Annotated in this window: 27 protein-coding genes and 1 riboswitch; of the genes, 14 read left to right on the top strand and 13 right to left on the bottom strand. The window is 67.8% G+C overall.

From position 1 onward, the window contains the following. Positions 1–51: 51 nt before the first annotated feature. A complete protein-coding gene (locus B0F77_RS23490) occupies positions 52–555 on the top strand; it encodes an EF-hand domain-containing protein (RefSeq protein WP_086665153.1) in 504 nt (167 codons plus the stop codon). 128 nt (positions 556–683) lie between these two features. Here B0F77_RS23490 and folE read toward each other — a convergent pair whose 3' ends face one another. Together folE and B0F77_RS23480 are read right to left on the bottom strand one after the other, a co-directional pair. Then, entirely contained in the window at positions 684–1,253 is a 570-nt protein-coding gene (folE, locus tag B0F77_RS23485; protein WP_086665119.1) for a GTP cyclohydrolase I FolE, read from the bottom strand. Next, positions 1,250–1,630, bottom strand: a complete 381-nt coding sequence (locus B0F77_RS23480) for a DoxX family membrane protein (RefSeq protein ID WP_086665118.1) — start codon at positions 1,628–1,630, stop codon at positions 1,250–1,252. The genes folE and B0F77_RS23480 overlap by 4 nt, the downstream gene beginning before the upstream one ends. Positions 1,631–1,708: 78 nt before the next feature. Here B0F77_RS23480 and B0F77_RS23475 point away from each other — a divergent pair, with 78 nt between their 5' ends. Beyond that, positions 1,709–2,383 carry a helix-turn-helix transcriptional regulator gene (locus B0F77_RS23475; RefSeq protein WP_086665117.1) on the top strand — a complete coding sequence of 225 codons (675 nt, stop codon included), beginning with the start codon at positions 1,709–1,711 and terminating at the stop codon, positions 2,381–2,383. Positions 2,384–2,411: 28 nt separating this feature from the next. On the opposite strand, the gene B0F77_RS23470 is transcribed toward B0F77_RS23475, so the two are convergent. Beyond that, positions 2,412–3,836 carry a non-reducing end alpha-L-arabinofuranosidase family hydrolase gene (locus B0F77_RS23470; RefSeq protein WP_425435709.1) on the bottom strand — a complete coding sequence of 475 codons (1,425 nt, stop codon included), beginning with the start codon at positions 3,834–3,836 and terminating at the stop codon, positions 2,412–2,414. A 355-nt stretch (positions 3,837–4,191) separates the two neighbouring features. Beyond that, on the bottom strand, positions 4,192–7,755 hold the full coding sequence (gene cobN / locus B0F77_RS23465) for a cobaltochelatase subunit CobN (RefSeq protein WP_086665115.1): 3,564 nt from the start codon (positions 7,753–7,755) through the stop codon (positions 4,192–4,194). A 35-nt stretch (positions 7,756–7,790) separates the two neighbouring features. Further along, positions 7,791–7,920: riboswitch (cobalamin riboswitch) on the bottom strand. 11 nt (positions 7,921–7,931) lie between these two features. On the opposite strand from cobN, the gene B0F77_RS23460 reads away from it, so the two are divergent. From B0F77_RS23460 to B0F77_RS48050, 4 genes are all read left to right on the top strand, one after another. After that, complete coding sequence (locus tag B0F77_RS23460; RefSeq protein WP_086665114.1) at positions 7,932–8,984, top strand: hypothetical protein; 1,053 nt, start codon at positions 7,932–7,934, stop codon at positions 8,982–8,984. Next, on the top strand, positions 8,981–9,601 hold the full coding sequence (locus tag B0F77_RS23455; protein ID WP_086665113.1) for a precorrin-8X methylmutase: 621 nt from the start codon (positions 8,981–8,983) through the stop codon (positions 9,599–9,601). The genes B0F77_RS23460 and B0F77_RS23455 overlap by 4 nt, the downstream gene beginning before the upstream one ends. Beyond that, complete coding sequence (locus tag B0F77_RS23450) at positions 9,598–11,061, top strand: precorrin-2 C(20)-methyltransferase (protein ID WP_086665112.1); 1,464 nt, start codon at positions 9,598–9,600, stop codon at positions 11,059–11,061. Before B0F77_RS23455 ends, B0F77_RS23450 begins: the two co-directional genes overlap by 4 nt. A gap of 86 nt (positions 11,062–11,147) precedes the next feature. Next, a complete protein-coding gene (locus B0F77_RS48050; protein WP_158102799.1) occupies positions 11,148–11,294 on the top strand; it encodes a hypothetical protein in 147 nt (48 codons plus the stop codon). On the opposite strand, the gene B0F77_RS23440 is transcribed toward B0F77_RS48050, so the two are convergent. The 5 genes from B0F77_RS23440 to B0F77_RS23420 all read right to left on the bottom strand — a co-directional run bounded on the left by B0F77_RS23440 (position 11,277) and on the right by B0F77_RS23420 (position 16,764). Next, positions 11,277–12,002, bottom strand: a complete 726-nt coding sequence (locus B0F77_RS23440) for a cobalt-precorrin-6A reductase (protein WP_086665110.1) — start codon at positions 12,000–12,002, stop codon at positions 11,277–11,279. The two genes, B0F77_RS48050 and B0F77_RS23440, sit on opposite strands and share 18 nt — an antisense overlap. Continuing rightward, entirely contained in the window at positions 11,999–12,739 is a 741-nt protein-coding gene (gene cobM / locus B0F77_RS23435; protein ID WP_086665109.1) for a precorrin-4 C(11)-methyltransferase, read from the bottom strand. The genes B0F77_RS23440 and cobM overlap by 4 nt, the downstream gene beginning before the upstream one ends. Beyond that, a complete protein-coding gene (gene cbiE / locus B0F77_RS23430; RefSeq protein ID WP_245848575.1) occupies positions 12,736–13,890 on the bottom strand; it encodes a precorrin-6y C5,15-methyltransferase (decarboxylating) subunit CbiE in 1,155 nt (384 codons plus the stop codon). Before cbiE ends, cobM begins: the two co-directional genes overlap by 4 nt. Beyond that, positions 13,871–14,263, bottom strand: coding sequence for a PPOX class F420-dependent oxidoreductase (locus tag B0F77_RS23425; RefSeq protein ID WP_086665108.1), 393 nt, complete (start codon positions 14,261–14,263; stop codon positions 13,871–13,873). The genes cbiE and B0F77_RS23425 overlap by 20 nt, the downstream gene beginning before the upstream one ends. A 68-nt stretch (positions 14,264–14,331) precedes the next feature. Beyond that, entirely contained in the window at positions 14,332–16,764 is a 2,433-nt protein-coding gene (locus tag B0F77_RS23420; RefSeq protein WP_425435708.1) for a chitobiase/beta-hexosaminidase C-terminal domain-containing protein, read from the bottom strand. 264 nt (positions 16,765–17,028) lie between these two features. On the opposite strand from B0F77_RS23420, the gene B0F77_RS23415 reads away from it, so the two are divergent. Next, entirely contained in the window at positions 17,029–17,868 is an 840-nt protein-coding gene (locus B0F77_RS23415) for a helix-turn-helix domain-containing protein (protein ID WP_086665107.1), read from the top strand. Continuing rightward, on the top strand, positions 17,843–18,025 hold the full coding sequence (locus B0F77_RS23410; protein ID WP_086665106.1) for a DUF397 domain-containing protein: 183 nt from the start codon (positions 17,843–17,845) through the stop codon (positions 18,023–18,025). The genes B0F77_RS23415 and B0F77_RS23410 overlap by 26 nt, the downstream gene beginning before the upstream one ends. A 206-nt stretch (positions 18,026–18,231) precedes the next feature. Here the strand turns inward: B0F77_RS23410 and B0F77_RS23405 are convergent, their stop codons facing one another. Genes B0F77_RS23405 through B0F77_RS23390 form a run of 4 tightly spaced genes read right to left on the bottom strand, consistent with a single transcriptional unit; the run spans position 18,232 to position 22,365 of the window. Then, positions 18,232–19,896 carry a PAS domain-containing protein gene (locus tag B0F77_RS23405; protein WP_086665105.1) on the bottom strand — a complete coding sequence of 555 codons (1,665 nt, stop codon included), beginning with the start codon at positions 19,894–19,896 and terminating at the stop codon, positions 18,232–18,234. 1 nt (position 19,897) lies between these two features. Continuing rightward, complete coding sequence (locus B0F77_RS23400; protein WP_211293959.1) at positions 19,898–20,656, bottom strand: amino acid ABC transporter ATP-binding protein; 759 nt, start codon at positions 20,654–20,656, stop codon at positions 19,898–19,900. Then, positions 20,643–21,473, bottom strand: coding sequence for an amino acid ABC transporter permease (locus B0F77_RS23395; RefSeq protein WP_086665103.1), 831 nt, complete (start codon positions 21,471–21,473; stop codon positions 20,643–20,645). Before B0F77_RS23395 ends, B0F77_RS23400 begins: the two co-directional genes overlap by 14 nt. Next, entirely contained in the window at positions 21,463–22,365 is a 903-nt protein-coding gene (locus B0F77_RS23390) for an ABC transporter substrate-binding protein (protein ID WP_086665102.1), read from the bottom strand. The genes B0F77_RS23395 and B0F77_RS23390 overlap by 11 nt, the downstream gene beginning before the upstream one ends. Before the next feature lie 135 nt (positions 22,366–22,500). Between B0F77_RS23390 and B0F77_RS23385 the strand changes: the two genes are divergently transcribed. The 6 genes from B0F77_RS23385 to B0F77_RS23360 all read left to right on the top strand — a co-directional run bounded on the left by B0F77_RS23385 (position 22,501) and on the right by B0F77_RS23360 (position 25,321). Next, positions 22,501–22,881, top strand: coding sequence for a thioredoxin family protein (locus tag B0F77_RS23385; protein ID WP_086665101.1), 381 nt, complete (start codon positions 22,501–22,503; stop codon positions 22,879–22,881). Positions 22,882–22,914: 33 nt separating this feature from the next. After that, a complete protein-coding gene (locus tag B0F77_RS23380) occupies positions 22,915–23,304 on the top strand; it encodes a phage holin family protein (protein ID WP_086665100.1) in 390 nt (129 codons plus the stop codon). Continuing rightward, the gene (locus tag B0F77_RS23375; protein ID WP_086665099.1) at positions 23,301–23,588 is read left to right on the top strand and encodes a DUF3618 domain-containing protein; all 288 of its coding nucleotides are present in this window, start codon (positions 23,301–23,303) and stop codon (positions 23,586–23,588) included. Before B0F77_RS23380 ends, B0F77_RS23375 begins: the two co-directional genes overlap by 4 nt. Next, on the top strand, positions 23,585–23,854 hold the full coding sequence (locus B0F77_RS23370) for a DUF4235 domain-containing protein (protein WP_086665098.1): 270 nt from the start codon (positions 23,585–23,587) through the stop codon (positions 23,852–23,854). The genes B0F77_RS23375 and B0F77_RS23370 overlap by 4 nt, the downstream gene beginning before the upstream one ends. Before the next feature lie 61 nt (positions 23,855–23,915). Further along, entirely contained in the window at positions 23,916–24,764 is an 849-nt protein-coding gene (locus tag B0F77_RS23365; protein ID WP_086665097.1) for a chorismate transformation FkbO/Hyg5 family protein, read from the top strand. 38 nt (positions 24,765–24,802) lie between these two features. After that, the gene (locus tag B0F77_RS23360; protein ID WP_086665096.1) at positions 24,803–25,321 is read left to right on the top strand and encodes a VOC family protein; all 519 of its coding nucleotides are present in this window, start codon (positions 24,803–24,805) and stop codon (positions 25,319–25,321) included.

The following is a 25,321-nucleotide window of genomic DNA, read 5'->3' as shown; positions in this document are numbered from 1 at the left end:
ACCCGTTCGGCCGATGGTTTCCGTTGCGACGTTCGGCCTATCGTGCTGCGCATGGCGAGTGACTTGCAGAGGCGCAAGGTGTCGGTGGTGTTCGGCGCGATGGACGCCAACAGCGACGGCTACCTGGACGAAGGCGACTTCCGCGCGCTCACCGCGCGCTGGGTGACGTTGCGCGGCGGCGACGAGGAACTGCTGTCCGGGGTGATGATGGGTTGGTGGGCGACCCTGTCTGCGGCCGCCGGCCAGGACCGGGTGACCATCGACAACGTCCTGAGCATCGTGGACGCGCTCCCGAAGACCCCGGAGGCGGTCACCGACACGGCGGACGCGATGTTCGGCGCCGTGGACGAGAACCGCGACGACTACATCTCCTCGGACGAGTACCAGGCGATGATCACCGCGTGGCTCGGGCACGACGGCGTCACCGACTTCGCCGCGCTGGACGGCGACGGCGACGGCCGGCTGTCGCGCGAGGAATTCGCCCAGCTGTGGCTGGAGTTCTGGGCCGGCGACAACGCGGAGGCCGCCGGCACCTACGTCTTCGGACCCGTCTAGTAGTGCTTTGTCGGGTCCGGAGGGACGGACTTCCGCGACAGCGGGCACAGGCGACCCCGGTGGTCGCGTTCTCACGATGCCGCACCTGTAAGTTGGTTGTAGTTACGAGCCGATGTAATCGANNTCAACTACCACCAACTGCGCTGGTGCACGAGGGTGAAGAACTCCTGACGTGACGCGGGATCCTGCCGCAGCACGCCCTGCAGCGCCGACGTGACGGTGCGGGATCCGTTGACCCGCACCCCGCGCAACGTCATGCACATGTGCTCGGCCTCGATCACGACGCCGACACCCTTGGGCCGCAGGTGTTCCCGCAGCCAGTCGGCGACCTGCTTGGTGAGCCGTTCCTGCACCTGCAGGTCGCGGGCGAACATCTCCACGACCCGGGCGAGCTTCGACAGGCCCAGGATCCGTTCGCCCGGCAGGTAACCGACGTGCGCGACCCCGTGGAACGGCAGCATGTGGTGCTCGCACAACGACTGCACGGGAATCCCGCGCGCCAGCACGAGTTCGTCGTAGCCCTCGTCGTTGGGGAACGTCGTCAGGTTGAACGTGCGCGGGGTGAGCAGCTCCGCGTACGCGTCGGCGACGCGGCGCGGCGTGTCGGCCAGGTGCACCGAGAACGGGTCCTTGCCCAGTGCCTTGAGCAGGTCGGCGACCGCCTGCCGCGCCCCTTCGGTGTCGATCGCGTCGGTCATCGAGCGGCCGCGAGCCGGGACAGCGCCAGCGCGCCGACCAGCAGACCGAAGTCGCGCAACGCGATGTCGTAGTAGCCGGGCCCGGTCACCAGGTTCACGATGATCCCGAGCAGCCAGGCGGCGACGACGAGCCCGCCCCACTTCGGCCGCAGCGCCACCAGCACGCCGGCCACGATCTCGATCACGCCGACGAGGTACATCGCGGTCTGCGGGCTGCCGGGCACGATCGAGTCGATCCACGGCGCCAGGTAGACGGGCCAGTCCACGAGCAGGTTGAAGAACTTGTCCAGCCCGAACAGGATCGGCGCCACCGTGAAGACCGTGCGCAGCAACACGAACGCCTGCGTCGCCGGTTCCGTGCGCGTCAGGACTGCCATGACTCCTCCTTCTAACGACAACTTCGACTAACGTTAGAACCAGGTGCCGAATTTCGTCAACTGGAGTAGGTTTTAGAGATGGCCGACCACGTCGCCGCCGTCGCGGCCCTAGACGAGCCGAACCGGCGCAAGCTCTACGACTACGTGGTGCGCCAAATCGCGCCCATCAGCAAGGACGAGGCCTCCGAGGCCATCGGGCTGCCGCGCACGACCGCCGGGTTCCACCTCGACAAGCTGGTCGAGATGGGGCTGCTGGACGTGATCCACGAGCGGCGGTCGGGCCGGACCGGACCAGGCGCGGGACGGCCGGCGAAGCTCTACCGGCGATCGGGCGAGCAGATCGAGGTGTCGCTGCCGGATCGGCGGTACGAGGCGGCGAGCCACCTGCTCACCGACTCACTCCTCGAAGCCCAGACCACGGGCGAACCGCCGCGCGAGATCCTGAACCGGCGCGCCTACGAGTGGGGCGAGGACCTGGCGACCGGCGCGAACGGCGACGTCACGCGGGCGTTGGAGGACCTCGGCTTCGAACCGCGGCAGGACGGCACGACGGTCCTGCTGGGCAACTGCCCGTTCCACAGCCTGGCCCAGAAGCACACTCAGCTGGTGTGCGGGATGAACCTCTGCCTGATCAGCGGAATCCTGGACGGCATCGAGGCGCGCAGCCACACCGCGCGCCTCGATCCGTCACCAGGTCACTGCTGCGTCCGCCTGGAGCGGAACGGACCGACACCCTCATCCGATGAGCGGTGAGGGTGCCGGCCCGGTCGAAATCAGGTGATCAGCGCTGGAGCGTCAGCACAGCCGGTCGCCAGGGCAGGGAGTTGTAGGGCTGGCCGTCGGACCCCGGGTCACGCCCCTGATAGAGGAGCTGGAGGTTGCAGGGGTCGATCGTCTTGGTCTGGTCCGGGTTGGTGCGCACCAGGTCGCCGTGACTGATGTCGTTGGTCCACGTGACACCGGTGTTGGCCTTGCCGGCGAACGGATTGCTCTCCGAGGCCGCCTGTGGGGTCCACGAGCCGCCCAGGCTGGTGGCGGTGAACGAGCGGAAGTAACGGCCGCGCGCGCCGATCGCCTCGACGATCATGAGGTACTGGTTCTGGTCCTTGACCTTGTAGACCTCGACCGCTTCGAACAGGTTCTCCCTCGTATCGGTCATGATCGTCGTGTACGACGTGCCGAAGCTGCCGGGGAAGTTCCCGATCGGCATGGTGGCGCGGTAGATGTTTCCGTTGTCACCGGCGAAGAACAGGTACATGTTCGTGCCGTCGCCGATGATCGTCTGGTCGAGGGCGCCACCGCCGGGGATGTTGCCGGAGAAGAGTTCCTGCGGCGCCGACCACCCGTTGGCGTTGGTGGGGTCGCTCGTGGTCCGGTAGCTGAACGTGGTGGGACCCCACTGGTAGGCGAGCACCCAGATGTTCTTCGGTGCGAAGTAGAACAGCGTGGGTGCGACGGTACCGAGGTTCATCGTGTTCTGCGGAGCCGAAGCCATGTCGGACCAGTTGGTGAACGCGCCGAAGTTCATCGAGCCGTAGTGCTGCCCCGTCGAGTCGACGGTCGACCCGTAGACGAGGTGCTTGCCGTTGTGAACGACGGTGCTGAAGTCCTTGAGCGAGACCCACCCGGACTTCGGGTTCGCCAGCACGCCCGTCGACGACCAGCGGTAGCTCGACGGGAGCTGGCACGATCCGCCCGGCCCGCCACCCACACGGACCAGTTGCCAATGCTGGTTGGAGCCGTTCCAATCGCCGTACTGCACGACCGCGGCCCCATCCGCGGTCGACAGGCCGGTCACCTCGACGGCCTTGCCGCTGTTGCGATTGATCAGTCTGACGTGGCCGCCGTCGGAGTCCGCGAGCCGGAACTGCTGGTTGGTGCCGTTGAGATCCGCCCACTGCCGGATCTTCCCGCCATCCGCGTTCGACCAGCCGTCCACGTCGAGGACCTTGCCGGAGTTCTTCGACTTCAACCGGTAGTAGCCGCCCCCGGAATCGACGAACTGCCACTGCTGGTTGGCCCCGTCGTGCCGAGACCACTGGTGGATCACCGCCCCGTCCGCGGTGGAAGCACCCGCGACGTCCATCGCCTTGCCGCTGTTGCGGTTGATCAGCACGTACCACGCGTTCGTGTCGACGGTCGCCGCCGACGCCGCGCCGGGGTTGAACGCGACCGCCACGGCAGCCACGACGACGGCCGCGAGCACGGCGCTCAGCGCGGACTTCCACCGGCTGCGCCGGAAACCGGCCGCACGGTGACGCAGTGAATCCACAGTGATTCCCCCTCGAAGTCGATCCGCACGTTGTTAGCGCTAACAATCACCTCCTTGTGAAACTGCCAGATCTTTTCCGGGCACTCAAGGGCAACCGCTCGGTAACCTGCCCCACCAGCGAATTCGTCGAACAATGCGTCGAATCGCGTTCGACACCGAGGGCACGCCTGGTCGAATTCAAATCGCGCTTTCGCCCCGGTGCGACCGTGCGGAAATCGCCCGCCCCACGAGTGGTCGATGAAGGGCGCCTTCCTCGACCTGAGGTGGATGAAGGCGCCCTTCATCCACCTCAGGCGCCGTCTTCGAGGTCGCCCTCGGTCTCCAGGTAGGCGGCGCGGAGAGCGTCCAGAGTGGACGGTTCCGGGTGCTCCCACATCTTGCGCTCGGCCGCCTCCAGCAGGCGTTCGGCGATGCCGTGCAACGCCCACGGGTTCGAGGTCTGCAGGAACTTGCGGGTCTCCGGGTCGAGCACGTACGTCTCGGTCAGCTTCTCGTACATCCAGTCCGCGACGACGCCGGTCGTGGCGTCGTAGCCGAACAGGTACTCGACCGTCGCCTGCAGCTCGAACGCGCCCTTGTAGCCGTGCTGCCGCATCGCCCCGACCCAGCGCGGGTTCACCACGCGGGCCCGGAAGATCCGTGACGTCTCCTCGGTCAGCGTGCGGGTGCGGACCGCCTCCGGGCGCGTGCTGTCACCGACGTACGCGGCGGGTGCCTTGCCCGTCAACGCCTTCACCATCGTGACCATGCCGCCGTGGTACTGGAAGTAGTCGTCCGAGTCGGCGATGTCGTGCTCGCGGGTGTCGATGTTCTTGGCCGCCACCGCGATCCGCCGGTACGCCGACTCCATGTCCTCGCGCGCCGCGACCCCGTCGACCCCGCGGCCGTACGCGTAGCCGCCCCACACCGCGTAGACCTCGGCGATGTCCGACGAGTCACGCCAGTTGCGGCTGTCGATCAACGGCAGCACGCCCGCGCCGTACGCGCCCGGCTTGGAACCGAAGATCCGCAGCGTGGCCCTGCGCTCGTCGCCGTGCTCGGCGAGATCGGCGACCTTGTGCGCGTGCACGAAGTTCTGGTCCGCCGGCTCGTCCAGGTTCGCGACCAGCTGCACCGCATCGTCCAAAAGGGACACCACGTGCGGGAACGCGTCGCGGAAGAACCCGGAGATCCGGACCGTGACGTCGATGCGCGGCCTGTCCAACTCCTCCAGCGCGATCACTTCGAGGCCGGTGACGCGGCGGGACTGGTCGTCCCACACCGGTCGCACGCCCAGCAGCGCGAACACCTCGGCGATGTCGTCGCCGGCCGTGCGCATCGCGGACGTGCCCCACACCGACAGCCCGACGGAAGGCGGCCACTCGCCGTCGTTCTCCTCGCGGTACCTGGCGAGCAGCGAGTCCGCCATCGCCTGGCCGGTCTCCCACGCGAGGCGCGACGGGATGGCCTTCGGGTCGACCGAGTAGAAGTTGCGGCCGGTCGGCAGCACGTTCACCAGACCGCGCAACGGCGAACCCGACGGGCCGGCCGGGATGTAGCCGCCGTCCAACGCGTGCAGCACGTTCGTCATCTCGTCCGTGGTGCGGGCGAGCCTGGGCACGACCTCGACGGCCGCGAACTCCAGGATCTTCTGCACGTCCGTCGACTCGTGCAGGGTCTTCGCGACCTCGCGGTCCCAGCCCGCGTCCTCCATGGCCTGGACGAGGGCCCGAGCCTGTTCCTCAACGGCGTCGACGTCTTCGCGCGCGGTGGTCACCAGCCCCAGGGCTTCCCGCAGCCCCGGCAGCGCGGCGACCTGGCCACCCCACATCTGCCGTGCCTGCAGCATCGCGAGCACGAGGTTGACCCGGACGCTGCCGGTCGGCGCCTCGCCGAGGATGTGCAGGCCGTCGCGGATCTGGACGTCCTTGACCTCGCACAGCCAGCCGTCGACGTGCAGCAGGAACTCGTCGAACTCGGCGTCGTGCGGCCGGTCGTCGAGGCCCAGGTCGTGGTCGAGCTTCGCGGCCTGGATCAGCGTCCAGATCTGCGCGCGGATCGCCGGCAGCTTCGCCGGGTCCATCGCGGAGATGTTGCCGTACTCGTCGAGCAGCTGCTCCAGCCGCGCGATGTCGCCGTAGCTGTCGGCGCGGGCCATCGGCGGCACCAGGTGGTCGACCAGCGTGGCGTGCGCGCGCCGTTTCGCCTGCGTGCCCTCACCGGGGTCGTTGACGAGGAACGGGTAGATCAGCGGCAGGTCGCCGAGTGCCGCGTCGGTGCCGCAGGACGCCGACATGCCCACGGTCTTGCCGGGCAACCACTCCAGGTTGCCGTGCTTGCCGACGTGCACCACGGCGTCCGCGCCGAACGACGACTCGATCCACCGGTACGCCGCGAGGTAGTGGTGCGACGGCGGCAGGTCCGGGTCGTGGTAGATCGCGATCGGGTTCTCGCCGAACCCGCGCGGCGGCTGGACGATCACGACGACGTTGTTCGACCGCAACGCGGCCAGCACGATCTCGCCGTCCTTCGACTTGCTGCGGTCGACGAACAGTTCACCGGGTGCCTCACCCCAGTGCTCCTGCATCGACTCGCGGAAGTCCTCTGGCAGCGTCTCGTAGTACGCCCGGTAGTCCGCCGCCGCGATGCGCACCGGGTTGCTCTCGAACTGCTCCTGCGTCAGCCAGTCCGCGTCCTGGCCACCCGCCGCGATCAACGCGTGGATCAACGCGTCGCCGTCCAGTTCCGCTACGCCCGGCAGCTCGTCGCCGATGTCGTATCCGTGCTCCTGCATGGCTTTCAGCAACCGCACGGTGGACGCGGGCGTGTCGAGCCCGACCGCGTTGCCGATGCGGGAGTGCTTGGTCGGGTATGCCGACAGCATGACCGCGATCTTGCGTTCGCTGATCGGGATGTGCCGCAACCTACCGTGCCGGACCGCGATGCCCGCGACGCGCAGCGACCGTTCCGGGTCGGCCACGTAGACGGTGAGCCCGTCGGAGTCGATCTCCTTGAAGGAGAACGGAACCGTGATGATCCGGCCGTCGAACTCCGGGATCGCGACTTGGGTCGCGGTGTCCAAAGGAGACAGTCCGTCGTCGTTCTCGTCCCACGACTCGCGGCTGGAGGTGAGGCACAACCCCTGCAGAATCGGCACGTCGAGCGCGGCGAGCGCACCCACGTCCCACGCGTCGTCGTCGCCACCGGCACTCGCCTTCGCCGGGTTCGTGCCACCGGCCGCGAGCACCGTCACGATCAGCGCGTCAGCCTGACGCAGGGTGTCGAGAAGTTCGGGCTCCGCGGTGCGCAGCGACGAGCAGTAGACCGGCAGCGGCTTGCCGCCCTTGGCCTCGATCGCGTCGCACAACGCGTGCACGAACGCCGTGTTCCCGGCCACGTGATGCGCGCGGTAGTAGAGCACCGCGACCGTCGGGCCTTCCGCGCTGGTCTCGCGTTCGAGCACACCCCACGTGGGCGTGGCCGTCGGCGCCTCGAAGCCGTGTCCGGTGAGCAGCACGGTGTCCGACAGGAACTTGTGCAGCTCGGTGAGGTTCGCCGGCCCGCCGTGCGCGAGGTAGAGGTGCGCCTCGGCGCACACGCCACCGGGCACCGTCGACAGCTCCATGAGCGCCGCGTCCGGCTGCTGCTCACCGCCGAGCACCACCACGGGCACCCCGCTGGCCAGCAGCCAGTCGAGCCCTTCCTCCCACATCCGGCGCCCGCCGAGAATGCGCACCACGACGAGGTCGACGTCGTCGATGAGCGCGGGCAGGTCGTCGGCGGTCAGTCGCGCGGGGTTGCCGAGGCGGTACTCGGCACCGCTCGCACGCGCCGACAGCAGGTCGGTGTCGGAGGTCGACAGCAGCAGGATCACGCAGGCTCCATCCCTCGTGGGGTCCTCGCCCCAAAGTGCGGGTGACTCGGAAGCGGAGTTCCTGACTCCCAGCGTGTTCGCTGGTCACAGTGGCGGGACCGCGCCGGATTCACACCGGCTTCCTCCTGCGCTTCGTCGTTCGGGCTCACCCTAACCGGCGGGTTACAGTCCGACCTATGCGTAGTCACCCGGACGCCTGCCCCGGCGCCGTCGAGCTGCACGCCGCGGCCGACGGCGGCCTGGCGCGCATCCGGGTGCCGGGCGGCACTCTTTCCGCTGCTCAGTGGGACGTCGTGCGACTGGCGGCACTCGAGTTGGGGTCCGGCGTCATCGAGCTGACCTCGCGGGCGAACCTCCAGCTCAGAGGGGTCGCGGACGGCGTCGAGCTGGGCACGCGGCTGGCCGCGGCGGGCCTGCTGCCGTCTGCCACCCACGAACGCGTCCGCAACATCATCGCGGCGCCGTTGGAGGACAACCAGGCGCTGGTGGACGAGATCGACATGGCGCTGTGCGCGGACCCCTCGCTGGCCTTGCTACCAGGGCGTTTCCTGGTGACGGTCGGCGCGTCGGTGAGCGGGCTGGGCGGCGACTTCGGCATGGTCGACGACGTGCTCCTGCTCGCCGGAACCGATACAGGCGTGCGTGTTTCCGACCCTGTCGACGCTGTTGTCACGGCCGCCCGCCTGTTCCAGCAGATGCGTGGAACCGCCTGGCGCCTGTCCGAAGTGGACGACGGTGTGCGAAAGATCACCGAGCACTTCGGGGTCTCGTCCGACGCTTTGTTCACCCCGGCTGTGACGCCTGTCGCACCTTCCCCGACGACTCCCGGCGTCCCACTCGGCCGGCTCGACGCCCACCAGCTGCCCGGCGTCCCACTGCGGCTGACCCCGTGGCGCGGCCTGGTCGTGCCCGCCGGCGCCGACGTCTCCGGCCTGATCACGGCCCCGGACTCGCCGTGGCACGGCGTCAGCGCCTGCACCGGCCGCCCAGGCTGCGCGAAGTCGCTCTCCGATGTGCGTGCTGACGTGCGCGAATGGCTCGGCCGCCAGGAATTGTCAGACCTGCCTGAGACGATAGGAGTGGGGACCCGATCCCCCCAGGGGGCCCGCCAGTCGGAATCGATTCGGCGCCCCGTGCACTGGTCGGGTTGCTCACGCCGCTGTGGTCGTCCGGCCGGCGATGTGATCGAGTTCGTCGCGACCGGCGACGGCTACGAGGAGATCAGGTGACGCAGTACATCAAGGACGGCGCGGAGATCTACCGCCAGTCCTTCGCCACCATCCGCGCGGAGTCGGACCTCACCAGGTTCCCCGACGACGTCGCGAAAGTCGTCGTCCGCATGATCCACGCGTGCGGGATGACCGACCTGCCCGCAGACGTCGGCTTCTCCCCCGGCGTCGTCCGCAACGCCCGCGCCGCGCTCCAGGCAGGCGCGCCGATCCTCTGCGACGCCAACATGGTCGCGTCCGGCGTCACCCGCCGCCGGCTGCCGAAGGACAACGAAGTCCTTTGCTACCTGCAGGATCCGCGCACGCCCGAGCTGGCCAAAACCATCGGCAACACCCGCAGCGCCGCCGCCCTCGAACTCCTCACGGACCGCTTCGAAGGGGCCGTGATCGCGATCGGCAACGCCCCCACCGCGCTGTTCCACCTGATCGACCTGATCGCACAAGGAGCCCCGCGGCCCGCCGCGGTGCTGGGCATCCCGGTCGGGTTCATCGGCGCGCAGGAGTCCAAAGAAGCTTTGGCCGCAACGGATCTGGAGCACCTCGTGGTGCACGGCCGGCGCGGCGGGAGCGCCATGACGGCAGCGGCCATCAACGCGATTGCGAGCGAAGAAGAGTGACGGGCAAGCTCTACGGCGTCGGCCTGGGTCCCGGCGACCCCGAACTCGTGACGGTCAAGGCCGCGCGCCTCATCAGGGAAGCCGACGTGGTGGCTTTCCACAGCGCCCGGCACGGCAGGTCAGTCGCGAAGACCATTGCGGAGCCCTACTTCCGCAGCCAAGATGACCCAAAGCCGCAGATCATGGAACAGCTCGTCTACCCGGTCACCACCGAGGACACGGACGACTACCAGGGCGAGATCGACGCGTTCTACGAGGAGGCCGCGGCCAAGCTCGCCGCGCACCTCGACGCCGGCCGCGACGTCGTCGTCCTCGCGGCGGGCGACCCGTTCTTCTACGGCTCCTACATGCACATGCACAAGCGGCTCGCCGACCGCTACGAATGGGAAGTCGTCCCCGGCGTGACGAGCGTCAGCGGTGCCTCAGCAGTGTTGGGCACCCCGCTGGTGGAACGCGACGAGGTCCTCACCATCCTGCCCGGCACCCTGCCGCCCGCCGAGCTCGCGACCCGCCTCGCCGACACCGACTCGGCCGCGATCCTGAAGCTGGGCCGCACTTTCGGCAACGTCCGCGAAGCCCTCGAAACGTCCGGCCGGCTCGACGGCGCCTGGTACGTCGAGCGTGCCACCACGGGCCGCCAGAAGATCTCACCGCTGGCCGACGTCAACCCCGACGACGTCCCATACTTCTCGCTGGCCCTGCTGCCCAGTCACTCCAAGCCCACCCCGAAGAAGGGCGAGGTCGTGGTCATCGGCCTCGGCCCCGGCGCGCGCACCTGGCTCACCCCGGAAGCCCGCCAGGAACTCGAGGCCGCCGACGAACTGGTCGGCTACTCCACCTACCTCAACCGCGTCCCCGACCGGCCCGGCCAGACCAAGCACGCCTCCCACAACCAGGTCGAGTCGGAACGCGCCGCCTTCGCCCTGGACCTGGCGCGCAAGGGCAAGCGGGTCGCGGTCGTGTCGTCGGGCGACCCCGGCGTCTTCGCGATGGCCACCGCCGTCCTGGAGGTCGCGGCGGAAGCAGGCGACGTCCCGGTGCGGGTCATCCCCGGCGTCACCGCGGCGAACGCCGTGGCGGCCAAGGCAGGCGCTCCACTCGGCCACGACTACGCGGTGATCTCGCTGAGCGACAGGCTCAAGCCGTGGGACGTCATCGCCGAACGCCTGACCGCCACCGCCAGGGCCGACCTGGTGATCGCGATCTACAACCCGGCGTCCAAGGCCCGCACGCACCAGGTCCGCCAGATGCGCGACCTGCTGCTCCAGCACCGCGCCCCGGATACCCCGGTCGTAGTCGGCCGTGACGTCGGCGGTCCCGAGGAGGAAATCCGCGTCGGGACGTTGAAAGACCTCGACCCGGACACGATCGACATGCGCTGCCTGCTGATCATCGGCTCGTCGCAGACCATCGTGACGGACACGGGCGTGGTGTTCACGCCGCGCCGCTATCCGTCCTGAGGAACCTGCCACCACTCAGCGGGCAGACGTGGCGCCCGTCCTCGGGTTTGATGCAGATCTGACTGTGTGAGCCCGAGGAGATGCAGATGAAGGTCGCAGTTGCCGCAAGCGCGGTCGTGGCACTCGTCGCCACAGCACTGATGTCCACCCCCGCGGTAGCGTCCAGCCCCGTGGAATACGTCATCCTGGTGCAGGCCGCACCGAACCGGATCGAGTTACCCGAGCAGTCCTGACCTTCCGGTTCCGGCGAGTCCAGGCCAGCGCAGCACGTCCTCCACCGTCTGCACCACCTCGGCGGGCGGCAGCGGTGGCCTGCGCACGATCACGACCGGAACACCGAGCTGCCGCGCGGCCTCCAGCTTGGCCGACGTCATCGACCCACCGCTGTCCTTGGTCACCAGCACATCGACCCGGTGGTACCGCATCAGCGAAAGCTCACCGTCCACAGTGAACGGACCGCGCGACAGCAGCACCTCGATCCGTTGCGGCATGGGCGGTGCCGGCGGTTCGACCATCCGCGCCAGGAACCACTGCGGACAGTCGGCGAACTCCGCCAGGTCCTGCCGCCCGGTCGTGAGGAACACTCGCGAGCCAGGCAGATTCCTCGCCGCCTCGGCCACGCTGTCCACCCACTGCCACCCGTCGACCGGCGTGAACCCGGGCCGGCGCAGGATCAAAAACGGCACCCCGACCCGCGCACAGGCCTCGAAAGCGTTCGCGGTGATCTGCCGGGCGAACGGATGCGTGGCATCGACGACGGCATCAACCCTGTTGTCCCGCAACCACTGCGCCAGCCCGTGGACCCCGCCGAACCCACCGATCCGCACCTCACCGACCGGCAGCCTGGGCGCGCTCACCCGCCCGGCCAACGACGAAACGACGTGAGGAACGCGAGCAGCCAGCTCCCGCGCCTCCCTCGTCCCGCCGAGGATCAGAATCATCGAACGCGCGTCGCCGAGTACAGGTGACTGTCCGGGAACTGCGTCGCACCCAGCACAGACCCCACGATGATCACCGCGGTCCGCTTGATCCCGGCCGCGGAAACCTGCGCCGCGATGTCGTCCAACGTCCCGCGCAGCACGATCTCGTCAGCACGCGAGGCGTACGCGACCACCGCGACCGGGCAGTCCACGCCGTAGTTCGGCACCAGCTCCGCCACGACCTCGGAAATCCGCTGCACAGCCAGGTGCAGGACCAACGTCGCGTGCGAGCGCCCCAACGTGTCCAGGTCCTCGCCGGGAGGCATCGGCGTGGCGCGCTGCGACGTCCGCGTGAGGATCACCGTCTGGCCCACGCCCGGCACCGTCAGCTCCCGCTGCAACGACGCCGCCGCGGCCGCGAACGCCGGCACGCCCGGCGTCACGTCGTAAGCGATGCCCAACGCGTCCAACCGGCGCATCTGCTCGGCCATCGCGCTGAACACCGCCGGGTCCCCGGAGTGCAGCCGCGCCACGTCCAAGCCCTGTTCTTCAGCGGCGACGAGCTCACCGATGATCTCGTCCAGCGTCAGCTCGGCGGTGTCGACCTTGCGCGCCCCGTCCGGGCAGAAGTCCAGCAGCTCCACCGGCACCAGCGCACCCGCGTACAGGCACACCGGCGACGCGGCGATCAGGTCCCGCCCCCGCACCGTGATCAGGTCGGCGGCCCCCGGACCAGCGCCGATGAAATGCACAGTCACTTGGTCACGCTCCACGTCGTCACGGGCATGTGCGGCCGCCATCCGGTGAACTTGCCGACCGGCGAACCCCGGCTGACCGAGATCCGCACCAGGTCACCGCCGACCTTCGCGTACCACTGCGCCACCACGGCCTCGGACTCCAGCGTCACGGCGTTCACCACCAGCCGCCCACCGGCGCCCAGGGCGTCCCAGCACGTCTGCATCAGGCCCGGCACGGTCAGCCCGCCGCCGACGAAGATCGCGTCGGGCTTCTCCAGTCCCTCCAACGCCTCCGGCGCGCGTCCGATGTGGACCTCGACACCGGGAACGCCCAGGGAAGCAGCGTTCCGCACGATCCGCTCAGCCCTCTCGGCGGACTGCTCCACCGCGATCGCCCGGCACGTCGGATGCGTCCGCGACCACTCGATCGCGATCGAACCCGACCCGGACCCGACGTCCCACAACAGCTGGCCCGGCAACGGCCCCAGTGTCGACAGCGAAATCGCCCGCACCTCACGCTTCGTCAGCTGGCCATCGGTCTCGTAAGCGTCGTCCGGCAACCCCGGCACCCGCGAGTACGCGCTCCCGGTGCTCTCGATCGCGATGACGCACAGCGGGTCCCAAACTTCCCCGGACCACTGGTAGACCCGCTCGGCGGGCCCACCCAACTGCTCCAGCACGGTGATCGGCCCGGCGATCCCGGCCACGACCGCCGGATCACCGCCCAGCACGAGCACCCGGCGTCCCGGCGTCAGCGCGGGCCGCAGCAGGTCCGGCGAGCGCCCGACCAGCGACACGACCTCGACCTCGTTCAACGCCCATCCGAGCCGCGCACAGGCCAGCGACACCGACGAGGGGTACGGGATCACGGTAACCCGCGAACCCAGGAAACGGACCAATGTCGTGCCAATTCCATGGAACATGGGATCGCCGGACGCCAGCACGCACACGTCGCGGTACTTCTCGAACAACGCGGGCAACGCCGGCACCAGCGGCGAGGGCCACGCGACCCGTTCGAACTCGCCGGGCACCAGTTCAAGCTGCCGCCGCGAGCCCATCAGCACCTTCGCGCCGCGCACAGCCTGTTGCGCGGCGGGCGACAGCCCGTCCCACCCGTCGGCACCGATGCCGACGACGGTGACGTCAGCGCGGTCAGACGGTTCCGGTGACACGCTTCACCCGGATCTCGATCACCACGCGCTCCGGGTTCACCCGAGGCTGCTTGTAGCGAAGCGCATACCGCCGCACGGCCTCGTCGACGGATTCCGCGTCGTCGAGAATGACCGCGGGCCCCTCCAACGTGGACCAGCGCCGACCGTCCACCTGACACACAGCCGCGTACCCGGCCTTGCGCACGTGCTTGACCTTCCACGACGCGCCGTGCGTGATGATCCGCGCGATGCCGTTCTCCTGGTCGAGCGTCACTCCGACCGGCACGACGTGTGGAGTCCCATCCGGACGCACGGTGGACAGCGTGCACAGGTGCCGCTCGGCCCAGAACTCGGCGAACTCGGCGCCCCGCTCGATCGACATGTCACGCATCATGCAATGCGACGCCCTCGAAACGAAATCGGGCCCGCCGGCATCGCCGACGGGCCGTCATTCGGGTGCTACTACGGGTAACTGACGACGTTCACCGGCACCGTGCCCGGCGGCGTCACCCCACCCACGTTGTTCACGACGTGGGTGATCGTTCCCTGGTAGTTGAGCGACACGGTGAGCAGGTTGTGCATCCTCACGCCGGACCGGTTGGGCACCTCGAACGCGTTCTCGGCCCGCACCGACGGATTGACGTTGAAGAAGCAGTAGCTGCCGAGCCCCCACGCCTCGTGCGTGGTGACGCTGTCGCCGACCTTGTAGGCCGCGTACCCGGCCTGCCCGTTCGGCCTGTTCCAGGACGCCTGGTCCGGCACGTCGTACGGCATCTCGTTCTGGAAGAAGATCGTCCGCCCGCGCTCGCCGTTCCAGATCACCTGGTACTTCTGGTAGTGCTCGACGAACAACCCGGTGGCCAGCACGTCGTTGCCGTTCACGACCAGACCGGTGTCACCGATCGCCTCGTTCCAGCCCCAGGTACCGGCGTTGCCGTGGTCGGCGCGCCAGATCCAGGTGTGGTCGATGATCGTGTTGTTGCTGTTGACGACCAGGCTGTTGGTCGCCTTGCCCGCCACCGCCCCGCCGACCCGGAAGAACACGTCCTGCAACGTCGTCGGGTTCGCCGCGTGCGACGCCGACGAGCCGGACGGTCCCACGGTCAGCAGCGAGTTCGACAGCGTCGTGCCCGCGTCGAACAGGATGCCCTTGATCCGCACGCCGTCGACGTCCGCGACCTGCATCGCGGTGACACCGTTCTGCGGCACGATCGTCGCGTACCCGATACCCAGCACGACGGTGTTCGGCCGGGTGATGTTGATCGTCTGGTTGACGTTGTAGATGCCGGGCGTGAAGAACAGGTTGCAGCCCTGGCCCAGCGCCGCGTTGATCGTGGCGGCGGTGTCGCCGGCCTTCACGACGTAGAACTGGTTCATCGACAACGACGTGCCGGGCGTACCGCCGTTGATCCACGACGCGCCAGAAGCGTTGGTGCGCAAGGAAGGCAGGAACACCCGGTACGCGCCGTTCTCGAAGTACAGGTAAGGCACGTCACGAGAGACCGGCGTGGTCGCGAGGGTCGTCTCCGGCGGGCTCGGGAACGTGTTCGCGGGTGCGCCCGGAGTCCCGGAGAACACCATGTTCCACACGCCGCCGTCCCAACTGCTGTAGTTGGAATCGCGCGTGTACCACTGCTGCTGCGAGATGGACGCAGTCTGGCCGGACACACGGGTATCAGCCGTGTAGCCACCGGACGCGAACCCGTAACTTGCCGGGTAGAGCGCCAGGTTGCCCCGGATGTCCATCCGACGGAACGGCGCGGCCTGCGCGACCGCCCAGCGGTTGGTGCCGCTGCTCGGGTTGACCGCCATGTTCTCGGCCGAACGCCAGAAGTTCTGCAGCGCAACGCCCTTGTCCGACTCGTTGAACGCGTCCACGGTGATGTCACCGTTGATCACGACGTCACCGGGGTTCTTCCCGAGGCCCGAGACCGACGTGTAGAAGCCGACGTCGTCGTGCACGTTGTAGGTACCCGGCTTGAACAGGTGCGCGACCCGACGGGGCGCCATCTGCGCGGTCAGCGTGTCCTTCTGGTTGTTGAAGTCGGTGTCGAGCTGCGCCTGGATGCTCTGCGCCGACATGCTTGGGTCGAAGACGCGCGTGTTCGGCCCGAAGTTCGGGTTGTCGGGCTGCGTGCACCCCGGCTGCGTGCCGATCGTGTAGGTCGCGCTGGCCACGGCCGAGTTCGCCAGCCCGGACTTGATGCCGATGGCATTCACGGTTCGGCTGCTGGGCACGGAGATCGGCCCGCTGTACACCGGCGAACTGGCCGTCGGCGTCGAACCGTCCACTGTGTACCGGATCGTCGCGCCGGACGTGGCGGTCGAGATCGTCACGGTCTGTGCCGCCGCGTACGCACCACCCGGCGGACTGAACGTCGGCGTGGCGACCGGCGTGCCGATCACGTAGGACGCTGACCCCACCGCGGAGTTCGGCTGGCCGGACTTGATGCCAATGGCGTTGATGGTCCTGTTGCTGGGAACCGAAATCGGCCCGCTGTAGACCGGCGAACTGGTGGTCGGCGTCGAACCGTCAACCGTGTAGCGGATCGTCGCGCCGGACGTGGCGGTCGAGATCGTCACGGTCTGCGCCGCCGCGTACGTGCCACCCGGCGGGCTGAACGTCGGCGTCGCGACCGGTTGCGGCGCACTGTTGTGGGCGTAGCTGAAGTGCGGCGTGTCGTACTGCGGCCCGCTCTTCTCGTAGGTGAACCAGTAGTCGATCACCGTGCCGGCCGACAGCGACCCGACGGTCTTCTGCCAGGTCCCGGCGTTGTTGGTCATCCGGAAGTTCTGCTGCGGCGTGCCGGTGATCAGGTAGTGCACGTCGACGTACAGGGCAGGGGTCGTCGGCGTGAAGTTGATCCGGGCTTGAGTCGCGTCGATCGCGGTCACGTTCTGCGTGTAGTCGTCGGCTGCCTGGGCAGCCCCGACCGTCGCCAATGACGACAGGGCAATCGCTACGGCGGCAAGTCCACGCCGCCATCTCACCTTTGAGAGCGCTCTCACACCTGGAACGGTAAAGCGGAGATGGCAACGAAGGAAGACGAAAGTTTCAGGAAAGGTTCTGAGCTCAACCGGAACGCGAACCGGTCCGGGAAACTGTTTTCACCCGAACGAGCGGCTTCATGGATTGGATACAAGTCATAGCGTCGGCTTATGACTCCATCCACCGCGTACAGCAGGGACCTGGGCGACGAGCTCCGGCGCCTACGGGAGACCTGCACCGGGCTGAAGGGCCACCAACTCGCCGACAAGCTGGGCTGGGACCCGAGCAAGGTCTCAACTGTAGAGCACGGCAAGGCGCGCGCCAGCGAGATCGACCTCATCCAGTACTTGTCCATGTGCGGCAAGGACATCGACTTCGTCAACGACTTCAAGCGCCGCTACCAGTACGCGTTCGACGAGTACCGGGTGCAGGTCTCCGGCAACCTCCGCACGATGGCAATGGCCGAGGCGACCGCCGTCACGATCACGAGTTACGACGTGCTGGCCCTGCCCGGCCTGACGCAGTCACCCGAGTACGCCGATGGCATCTACCGGATGACCGGACTCGTGGCTGAAGAACGCATCCCGAACCTCGTCCAGTACCGGATCGAGCGTCAGGCGATCTTGCGCCGACACAATCGGCCGACTTGCGTGTTTTACATCCATGAGCATGCCCTCCAGTTGCAGGTGGGCAACGCCGAGATCATGGAGGACCAGTACGCCCGTCTGCTGTTCAACACGCACACCATCCGGATCGTGCCCAACGACGCGCCCATCGTCGCCTCCGGCTTCGTGCTCTGGGATTTCCACAAGGCGCGGTCACTCGTCTTCAGCGAAACAAATCTCGCGAACGTCTTCGTCGAAGATCCAGGCGCCATCGCACGCACCAGGCTCTTCTTCGACCGCCTGGATGAGGTCGCCTTGAGTGCGGAACAATCGCGGAGCAAGCTGGCGGAGTACGTCAGCCCACCGCGAGAGGGACTCGATGACTCAGGACCGCACCTGGCGTAAGAGCAGCTACAGCGGCGGAGCGGAGGACGGCAACTGCGTCGAGGTGTCGCTGACCCACGACGCACTGGTGCGGGACTCGAAGAACGCGAGCGGCGACGTCCTCGCGTTCTCGTCCCCCGCCTGGCAACAGCTACTCGTATTCCTCGCAAAGCAGTGACCGAGGATGGCCCTGTTGGCGTCTGCAAGTACCGCCAACTCATGATCCAATCGCCGCTAACTACACCCAACTGACCCGCTGCCACGAACCGGCCACCACGGCGGCCGGTGAGTTGGTAGTAGAAAAGCGCTGGATGATCTTGAGTTGGTGGTACTTGCAGACGCCATGAGCAACAGCGGGGGTGCGGGCATGCTCCTTGGAAGCGGTCAGGTTCCCCGGTTCTCGTTGAGGTAGTTGTAGATCGTGTAGCGGGTGACCTCCAGGACGCCCGCCAAGTGGTCGACCGAGTCGCGGATGAGGAAGAACCCGGCCTCGTCCAGCACCCGCACGACCTGAGACTTGTGCACCTTCTTCATCAGATCGACAGGCACGCCCACGTCAGCGATCGCCTTCTCCACCAACACCCGCTGCAGCGTGTCCACGTCCTGCGGAAACGACTCGACGGGCCCGGAAGCCTCGTGTGCCGCCAGCTTGTTGACGCACAGGCACCCGACGGCAACCCCGGCCGCATCGCGCACGAACGTCGTGGACGACCAGATCGCCCGCCCGTCCGGCGCATAGGTCTCATAGCCGGGCATGTCGGTGGTCGTCCCGCGCCGCACCAACCCCAGCAACAGGTCGGTCATCGGCCCGCCCACCTGCCTCCCCGTCAACGACCCGGCGATAGCGATGATCGAGTTCGGCAGCCGCGACAGGTCGTGGACCACGACCTCGGTGTCCGGTCCCAAGGCCGACGCCAACGAGTCCACCGTCGGCACCAGAGCCGACAACGCCGCCGGCACCGGGGAAACCGTCGAGCTGGACAGCGACTTCAAGGCGGCCCGCACGCGTTCCAACGTGCCGCGCGAAGTGGTGGCATGCGGCGACAACCGGACGTGCTCGGGGCGCACGGTGGCCGCGATGCCGAAGCCGTTCAACGCCTCCCCGACCACCGAAGCGGCCTCGGGCATCGTGAACGCCAAGATCCCGCCCCGGCGTTCACGGGCGGACACGATCCTGCCGCCGCACGACAGCACGATCTCCTCCAGCTCCGAAACCACCGAAGAAACCGCGGCATCGAGCGCGGGAACCCCGGCGACCTCGACCAGTTCCAGCGCCTCCGCGAAGGCTCCGGACACGACCGGCGAGAGGTTCGTGATGTTCCAGGAGGCGGCGTCCGGAGCCGCGTCGTGCACCGCGTTGTCGAACAGGCCCGCGTCCACGGCGCCGGTCCAACCCGATAGAACAGGCGACAATCGTTCCAGGGCGCGGTCCGACAGCACCACGAAACCGGTGCTCCACCCGGCCCGCAACCACTTCTGGCCGCCGACGACCAGCACGTCGGCCAGCTCCCACGGTTCGTCGACCACGCCGAAACCCTGGATGCCGTCCACGATCAGCAACCGGTCACCGATGACCTCGCGCAACGCCGCCAGATCCGCGCGATAACCGGAGCGGAAGTCCACAGCGGACACCGACAACGCGGAAACCTCGTCGGTCAGGCCGACCGCGACCGCCGCGGGCACCACCGGGCCGTTCAGAACCACGGAAGGCAGTCCGGCCCGCACCCACGGATAGGTGTTGGACGGGAACTCCGACGCCGAGTACATGACCGTGCCGGACAACCCGAAGGCCGCCTGGAACAGGCCGATCGAGGTGTTCGGGACCAGCGCGACGTGGTCGGTGTCCGAGCGGGTCAGCCGCGCGACGGCGGCCTTCACCCGTTGTTCCTCGCGCATCAGCGTGTCCACTGTGGATGGACCGGCTAGAGAGGCCTGTTCCATCAGGCGTGAGGTGGCCGCCACCACCGGGAGCGACGGCGGGCCGAAGCGGGCGAAGTCGAGGTACCCCTCCGGTTCGCGGAACTGGGCGAGGTACGAGGCGTCGATCAACTTAGAGCACCTTTGCGAGGAACTGTTGCGTGCGCGGTTGCTGCGGATTGTCCAGCACGTCGGACGGCGTGCCGCTCTCCACCACGGCGCCGTCGACGAGGAACACCACGCGGTCGGCGACCGAGCGGGCGAAGCCGATCTCGTGAGTGACCACGATCATCGTCATGCCGTCGCGGGCCAGCGAGGTCATCACGTCGAGCACCTCGCCGACCAGCTCCGGGTCCAACGCGGACGTGGGCTCGTCGAACAGCATCAGCTTGGGCTTCATCGCCAGAGCGCGCGCGATCGCAACACGCTGCTGCTGCCCGCCGGACAGCTGCGCGGGATAGGCCGAAGCCTTCTCCGCCAGCCCCACCCGTTCCAGCAGCGCCAGCGCCTCCGCGCGCACCTCGGCGCGACCCCGGCCCAGCACCTGGACCGGGCCCTCCATGACGTTCTCCAACGCCGTGCGGTGCGGGAAGAGGTTGAACCGCTGGAACACCATCCCGACGTCACGGCGCTGCGCAGCGACTTCGCGTTCTCGCAGCTCATACAGCTTTCCGCCGGCTGAACGGAACCCGACCGGCACGCCGTCGACCCAGATCCGGCCGGCGTCGATGGTCTCCAGGTGGTTCACGCACCGCAGGAAGGTCGATTTGCCCGCACCGGACGGTCCGAGCAGGCAGACGACCTCGCCGCGGTCCACGGTCAGGTCGATGCCGCGCAGCACTTCGGTGTGACCGAACGACTTGCGGACCCCAACCGCCTCAACGAGGGCCATAAGCACGCTCCAGGTAGTGCTGCCCGACCGACGCGAGGGACACCATCACGAGGTACCAGGCCGCGGCGGCGAACAGGGTTTCCATGATCTCCAGGTTGCGCGAGGAGATGTTGTTCGCGGCGTGGATGAGCTCCAGGAAGGCGATCACCGACGCCATCGAGGTGCCCTTGATCATGTTGATGAAGTTGTTGCCGGTCGGCGGGATGATCACGCGCATCGCCTGCGGCAGCACGACTCGCCGCAGCGTGGTCAACGGCGTCATGCCGATCGACTTGGCCGCCTCGGTCTGGCCGGGGTCGACGCTGCTCAGGCCCGCGCGGACGATCTCGGCCATGTAGGCGCTCTCGTTCAGGCCGAGACCCAGCAACGCCGCGACGAACGCGGTCATGACCACGTTGGTGGGCACCGAGAACAGCATCGGGATGCTGATGTTCTTGAACACCAGCGCGAGGTTGAACCAGATCAGGATCTGCAGCAGCACCGGCAGCCCGCGGAACAGCCAGATGTAGCCGACGGCGAACCACCGCGCGACCGGGTTCGCCGACAGCCGCATCAACGCGATGATCACGCCGAGCACGATCGCGCCGCCCTGCGCGACCACGGCGAGCACGATGGTGTTGAGCAGGCCTTCGAGCATCACCGGGTGCGTGAAGAACCCCGGCACGTCCTCCCACTGGATCTGCGCCTCGGCCATCGCCCAGCCGAGACCCGCGATGACCAGCAGGATCACCGCGCCGCTGAACCACCGCCAGGGGTGGCGCAGCGGCACTACCTCCAGGTGCTGCCGAACATCACTGGACTGGAGATCACTTGCCATTGATCGCGGCCTTGGTGATCGCACCCTGCTTGATGTCCCAGGTGGTGAGGATCTTGGCGTAGGTGCCGTCGTCGATCAGCGACTGCAGTGCGCCCTTGATCGCCTCGGACAGCTTGGCGTTCTGCTTGTTCACGCCGATGCCGTACGGGCCGCCGTTGATCGGCGCGAGCGGCACGACCTCGAAGTACTGGCCGTCGCCCGCGGTCTTCGCGACGTAGACGGCGGTCGGCAGGTCGTTGAGGATCGCGGCGACGCGGCCGGTGCGCAGCTGGTTCTGGTTGCCGGTGTCGCTGTCGGTGACGCTGAGCTGCACCTCGGGCTTGCCCGCGGCGACGCACTTCTGGCTCTGCTCCTTGCCGAACTGCTCCTGCGAGCTGCCGAGGTTGACGGCGATGCCCTTGCCGCACAGGTCGTCGGGTCCCTTGACGCCCTGCGGGTTGCCCTTCTGCACCATGATCGTGATGCCGGAGGTGAAGTAGTCGACGAAGTCGATCTTCTGCTGGCGTTCGGCGGTGTCGTTCATCGCGGCCATCGTCACGTCGACGCGGCCGGTCTCCAGGCTGGTGATCAGGGAGCTGAACGCCATGTCGCTGTGCTCGGCCTTGAGCCCGAGCTTGGCGGCGATCGCCTTGATCAGGTCGACCTCCGACCCCAGTGGCGTCTTCCCGTCCTGGTCGTAGAAGTTGTTCGGCGGGTTCTGGATGTTCGACCCGACCTTGAGCGTGCCGGCCGACGCGATCGCGGGCGGCACCAGCGCGGCGAGCGCGTCGTCCTTCTTGACCGAGCCCAGGTCGGACGACGGGGGCGTGGACGTCTGCGTGGTGTCAGACGTGGACCCGCAGGCGGCGAGCCCCAGTACGAGCAGCGAGGTCACGAGCAGGCGCGGCATCATGGCGGGGACCGTACAACGTCGAGTTGAAGACGTCCACAAAAAGTTGAAGTTCCGGGGTGACCGGCGGCACGCGGGGAATTCCGTCGGCACCTGCTTCGTTGGACGGGATGCCCCCAGCAAACGAGGAGGACCAACATGGCGACGGTCGAGCTGACCAAGGAGAACTTCGACGAGGTGGTCGGCGGCTCCGACGGCTCCGGCATCGTCCTGGTCGACTTCTGGGCCGAGTGGTGTGGCCCGTGCCGCGCGTTCGGGCCCACCTACGAGGCCGCTTCGGACAAGAACGAGGACATCGTGTTCGGCAAGGTCGACACGGAGGCGCAGCAGGAGCTCGCGGCCACGTTCGGCATCCGGTCGATCCCGACGCTGATGATCGTGCGCGAAGGCGTCGTGCTGTTCTCGCAACCGGGCGCGCTGCCCGGCCCCGCGCTGGACGGTCTGATCCAGCAGGCGCGCGAGGTGAACATGGAAGAGGTTCACGCGAAGGTGGCGGAGGCACAGGCTCAGCAGGGCTGATTGGTCCAACTCGGCTGTGGGTACCTGACGTGCATGAACACCGACACGTCGACCGCACAGCTGGTCCACCAGCTGTCCGAGCAGGTGAGCAGGCTCGCCCGCGATGAGATCCGTCTCGCCGTCGCGGAGCTGAAGGACAAAGGCAAGCACGCCGGTGTCGGCGCCGGGATGTTCGGCGCGGCCGGCGTGTTCGCGTGGTGGGGCGGGCTCAGCGTCGTCGCGGGCCTGATCCTGCTGCTGGCACTCGTAGTTCCGCCGTGGGCGGCCGCATTGATCGTCGCGGCCGCCCTTCTGCTGTTCGCGGGCATCTTCGCGCTCGTGGGCAAGGGCCAGGTCAAGCAGGCGGCTCCCCCGGTGCCCCGCCAGGCGATGGACAACGTCCAGCAGGACATCGCGACGATCAAGGAGAGTGCGCACCGATGACCGATCCCAAGGACCAGCTGCAGCGCGACGTCGAGCAGACCCGCCGCGAGCTCGGTGAAACCGTGGAAGCGTTGGCGCACAAGGTGGACGTGCCCGGACGGGTCAAGGAGCAGGCGCACGAGACGGTCGTGCGGATGACCGCCGCGACCAACCAGGCGGTCGACGCGCTGCCCGAACCCGTGGCCGTGCAGATCGAGAAGGCGCGCCGGCACCCCGCGGCCATCGCGGCCGTGCTGATCACGCTGCTTCTCGTTATCTGGAAACTTTCCAGGAGGAATGGATGAAGTTCCTGTACCGCCCACTGGGAATGCTGTTCGGCGCACTGGGAGGGTTCCTCGCAACCGCGATCTTCGGCCAGGTGTGGAAACTCGTCGCGGGTGACCAAGAAGCGCCCAGCGCCACGATGCGGAACCGCACCTGGCGGGAGATTCTGCTGGCCGCGGCGTTGCAGGGAGCCATCTTCGGCCTGGTGAAAGCCGCGATCGACCGCGGCGGCGCCAAGGGTTTTCAGAAGCTCACCGGGGAATGGCCCGGCGACGAAGAGGATTGAGCGCCGCGAAACGAGACGCGAAGGTGCACACCGGCCGTCCCGCGACCTAACCTGACCGGCGATGACTCGTCAGCTGCGAGCTCGCGCGCTGTCCTCGACGTTCGAGCCGCTCACCGCCGTTCCGGACGACCCGGCTCGATCGCGGCTGGGTGTCGTGCGGTTCACCGGCACGTCCTTCAACCCCGTGTTGAAAGCCGGGTGTCCGGAACTGACGGTTTTTCTCGCGGAAGAGGGCGACGGGTTCGCTGAGGTCTGGACGAGTTCACGCAGCGTGGAATCCGGCGAGCACAAAGCGATCGCCTATGCGCACGACGGCGAATACCTGTTCTGCGCCGGCCGGATTCCGCCGTGCGACGAATACACCTACGCCGCACGGCTCGCGTACCGCGCAGCGCTCGAACTCGCCGGAAAACTCGGTTATCTCCACGTCTTCCGCATGTGGAACTACCTGCAGGACCTCACCCCGCAGCGCTACCGCGACTTCCTGCTGGGCCAGGCAGAGGCGTTCGCGCGACGTCCGGTGACGTGGAGCGGCCTGACCGCGGCGACGATGGTCGGCTCGCGCGGCGGCGGCATCGCGTTCCACTTCCTGGCGTGCCGCACGGGCAAGCCGGTCACGATCATCTCGCCGAGCGGCGCGCGCGGCGTCTACCTGAACGGGCGGCTCTACTTCTCCGCGCCGTCCCTGGACGACGCGGAGAAGCTGATGAGCGCGGCGAATCTCGCGAACTGGGGCGTCGACGACGGGTTCGGGCTGCACGACATCACGTCGCTGAAGATCTACGGCCGCCAGCCGGGTGATCTTGCTCGGACCGACCCGCGACTGGCCCCCGGGACGAGCGTGGCACATCTGCACGCCACACTGCTTCTGGACGAGCCCGCCGTGGAGTTCGAGGGCATCGTCGGATAGGCAAGCGAACGCTTGAAGCCTCAACTATTCTGGCTCGCATGCCACAGCCAGAAGGTGCCGAGCTCGAAGCCATCAGGGCCAAGCGAGATGAGCTGCGCGACCAGTTCGTGAAGCCGCTCGACGAACGGGGTGGCTCGCCCACGCGCGGGGTGCACCACATCGCGTTGATCTGCAAGGACGTCGAGGAGACGATCCGCTTCTACCAGGAGTTCCTGGGCTTCCCGCTGGTCGAGCTGGTGGAGAACCGCGACTACCGCGGCTCCAGCCACTTCTTCTTCGACCTCGGCAGCAAGAACCTCCTGGGGTTCTTCGACTTCCCGGGTCACGACCACCCGGCGTTCATGGAGACGATCGGCGCCGTGCAGCACCTGGCGCTGTCCACCTCGCCCGAGCGGTTCGACGAGATCAAGTCCAAGCTGGACGAGGCCGGGATCGAGTACCTGGGCCCCGACCGCGGCGTCGAGGACAGCCTGTACATCCGCGACCCCAACGGTGTAGGGATTGAGTTCTACCGGGAAGAACTCGGCGAGTTCGAAGGTACGACCCTGATCAAGTGA

This window comes from Lentzea kentuckyensis (assembly GCF_002150765.1).
GTDB lineage: Bacteria > Actinomycetota > Actinomycetes > Mycobacteriales > Pseudonocardiaceae > Lentzea > Lentzea kentuckyensis.
This window is presented reverse-complemented; position numbering and strand designations above follow the sequence as displayed.